General features: G+C 33.3%; 4 protein-coding genes. All 4 read left to right on the forward strand.

Annotated features, from left to right (window positions below):
* Nucleotides 1-405: 405 nt before the first annotated feature.
* A complete protein-coding gene (locus QBK95_RS22810; protein ID WP_280936876.1) occupies nucleotides 406-1,026 on the forward strand; it encodes a hypothetical protein in 621 nt (206 codons plus the stop codon).
* Nucleotides 1,027-1,042: 16 nt separating this feature from the next.
* A complete protein-coding gene (locus tag QBK95_RS22815) occupies nucleotides 1,043-1,249 on the forward strand; it encodes a hypothetical protein (protein WP_280936877.1) in 207 nt (68 codons plus the stop codon).
* Nucleotides 1,250-1,368: 119 nt separating this feature from the next.
* Nucleotides 1,369-2,070 (forward strand): hypothetical protein, encoded by a 702-nt coding sequence (locus tag QBK95_RS22820; protein WP_280936878.1) that lies wholly within the window; start codon nucleotides 1,369-1,371, stop codon nucleotides 2,068-2,070.
* Nucleotides 2,071-2,085: 15 nt separating this feature from the next.
* A complete protein-coding gene (locus QBK95_RS22825; RefSeq protein WP_280936879.1) occupies nucleotides 2,086-2,973 on the forward strand; it encodes a hypothetical protein in 888 nt (295 codons plus the stop codon).
* The last annotated feature ends 170 nt before the right edge of the window (nucleotides 2,974-3,143 follow it).

Consider the following 3,143-nt stretch of genomic DNA (forward strand, 5'->3'; position numbering starts at 1 on the left):
TATTTAATACACGCTCTTTTTAGGGGTGGGTCAATTTAAACAGGAATACCCAGGTCACTTTAAATAGGATTCAATGGGTCACTTTCGCAGGATTAAGTGGGTCAGTTTGGCAAGAATTTCCACAAAGTTACGCCGAAGGTTTAATGAAAATTGGTAAGAAAAAAGAAGCCCTAGTGAGTTATAAAAAATCACTGGAACTTAACCCAAATAATGGAAGAGCAGCACGAATGATTGAGATGTTAGAAAATGAATGAAAAAATAACGAAGGCTAACAACGTGTATAGCTTATTTCGGCTGAATTCCTTAATCGGAATTCATTGCAATTTGCTATCTTTCAGTTATGGCGGAAAATCATAGCTAATTTTCCGCAACGAGCCATACAGAAGACCGTTATATCACATTAAAATGAACCGAAAACTAAAAATAATAACTGGGCTAATTTCACTTGTACTTTTTGCGACTTTAATTTATAAGTTGATTGATCTTCCTGGCGGAATGATTTTATCAGGATTTTTACTTGGCGGAATGGTAATCGCTCTAATTTTGGTTGGAGGACTTATCTTGGCTTGGCTGACAAAATTGATTTTAAAGCGGCTACCATTTTGGACAGTTTATTTTACTGTAACAGCTATAGCATTTATGATTTTCCATTACCAAATTTATTCACCTACTTTGAAAATTATCGTTCCTGAAAATTACTCAGGACAAGTCAGTCTGATAAAATCTAATTTGAAAGAAAATCTTCTGACAGTTGATTCAAACGGAATAGGATATCTGAATGAGTGGACTTTTAAAAAATTGTATACTAAACCGATTGTCGTTGACCAAAATGGACTGGACTTAACAAATCAATGTGTAGGGTTTAATCCGTCAACTTTTTTTGGAAATGGAACCTCAATGAATTCTGAAAACAACACAAAAATTAAGTCACTATTATTTGAAATAGTACCTAAAGATAAAATAGGAGAAAAACAATATTATCATACTGACCTGACTAAATTAGTAGACAAGGAAAAAATAGAATAAAAACAGACTCAATAGCATGATAAACTTCGTATTAGATGGTCATCATAAGTTAAAGGCTTATAAAGAATTAGGAATTCCTCCAAGAGTGCTATCAATTATTTTGTTTTCTGATATTAATCAAACAAAAAACAAAAATTTTGATTATTCAGAAATTCTAAATACTAAACAATTAAATCACTTGAATGAAATTCAACAAAAGTTTCCAGACAGTAGAATGAAATAAAGAAAATACACAACAATTTGTATATTGCATATGCTCCCTTCGCGAAGCAAACGCATCATACAAGAGCCACTGTGTAATTAGAAGAACCGCATAGAACTAATAATTTAATTAAAATCAAAGTGAGCATATTCTCTTATCATTTAGTTAAACTTCCTTTTTTTGTTGCGGCAAAAAGAATATTCTCGAATCCGATCTCCAAAAACACAAATGGACTTATTCACTCCGAATACATGACCGCAATGACTCTAGGTTCACCAATCTTTTCTCCCTCTAGGATACTAATACAACAAGTAGCGGTTTTTATGCAATGGGAAAATAACACTGCACTTGAAAATTATTTGGAGCAAGATAGTTTCGGAAGAGTTCTAGCTAAAGGTTGGCATGTACGTTTGTCTTTTATTAGAGAATGGGGAAAGTTTAGTGGATTCAGAATACCAGATGATAAAGACAGTTTAGAAGGTCCAAATTCTCCAGTAGTTGCAGTAACAATTGCAAGAATGAAGCCTCTTGCAGTTCCTCGATTTATACATTGGGGTAGACCAGTCGAAAAGCTTGTTAGAGACAATCCAGGAACAACAATCTCGCTAGCTTCAGTTAAGTTCCCAAATACAGTATCGACCTTTTCAATTTGGAAATCTGAAAAAGAAATGACCGATATGGTTCGTGGTCATAGTGAGGTAGAAAAACCGAAAAGGCACTCGGACGCAATGAAAGAAAGAGAGAGAAAGAACTTCCATTTTGAGTTTACCACTCTAAGATTTAAACCTTTAGGGGAGTCTGGAGAGTGGAAAGGTCAATCAAATTTTATTCCTAGCGTTTAAAACATACCAGCAACAATGGGATTAGCCAAGAAAAATCAAAGCATACAAGATTGGATTACTCAACAATGGGTTATTCTTTTTGGAGAAAAAATTGATAACTCGAAATACAATTGGCTTTTAGGACCTTTTGGCGAAACTCACGGGATAGGGAAAAAATTTATTGAACAATTAGCTAAAGATGAGAAATTGATAATCGATCAAGAAAGTATAAATAAAGGTATACTAGATTCCATTGAACATCTTAACTTACCTGATAACGAATTAGATAAATTGTGTCCAAACGTAATAGATTTTTATCAAAACACCGCAAATTATAACCTTCTACTAAAAGTAAAATGGAATCCGATTTTCAAAATTTTCGGAATTTTAGTAAAAAAAGTTTTCAGCAATAGAATTGAACAACTTAATGTTCCAATTCAAAACGTAGAGGATTCATCGGGCCTTACGAATGAAATAATCAAACTACTCGACTCCAAAACAAATGAAGTTAAAAGAACAATTTGGCTTAGGGCTTTTAAATTGACAGGACAAGTAGTTTATTCAGGAGTTTATGAGACTTGTGATTTACCAAATGGACATACTTGTATTAAAGCAGCTTTCCCTTTACCAAATGGAAACGCCACAGTTATTTTATCTCCTAGAGTTGGAAATAATGGAGAACTCATTTTGGATTCATCGGGACAAAAAATTGGAGATAGTGGATTTTACTTTTTGCTCAGGGACTCAAAAGGTCGATTATGGACTAAATTTATCAAGTCATTCAAAGACAAATTGGTCGTAAGTAGTCGAAATGATAGAATTACCGCGATACAAACTTTGACTTTGTGGAATTTAAGAGTTCTGATATTTGAATATGAAATAAAAAAAACTACACACAACAAGGTGTCCTATGAAAAGCACTAGCTCAGTTTTCCAAAGTTAATATTTCTATTTTAATTATCTCATAATGGTTACTTTGAAGTGTTTAAATGTTGGCAATTCTCTTCCTTTTGTTGCAAATTGTCAACATTTAAATACTTTATAACTTGCTCCGCATCCTATATGTGATCAGCTTCTAGAGCCGTCACCAGCAT

Origin of the sequence: Aquimarina mycalae, from assembly GCF_029906345.1 — a bacterium.
In the GTDB taxonomy this organism is placed as follows: Bacteria; Bacteroidota; Bacteroidia; order Flavobacteriales; family Flavobacteriaceae; genus Aquimarina.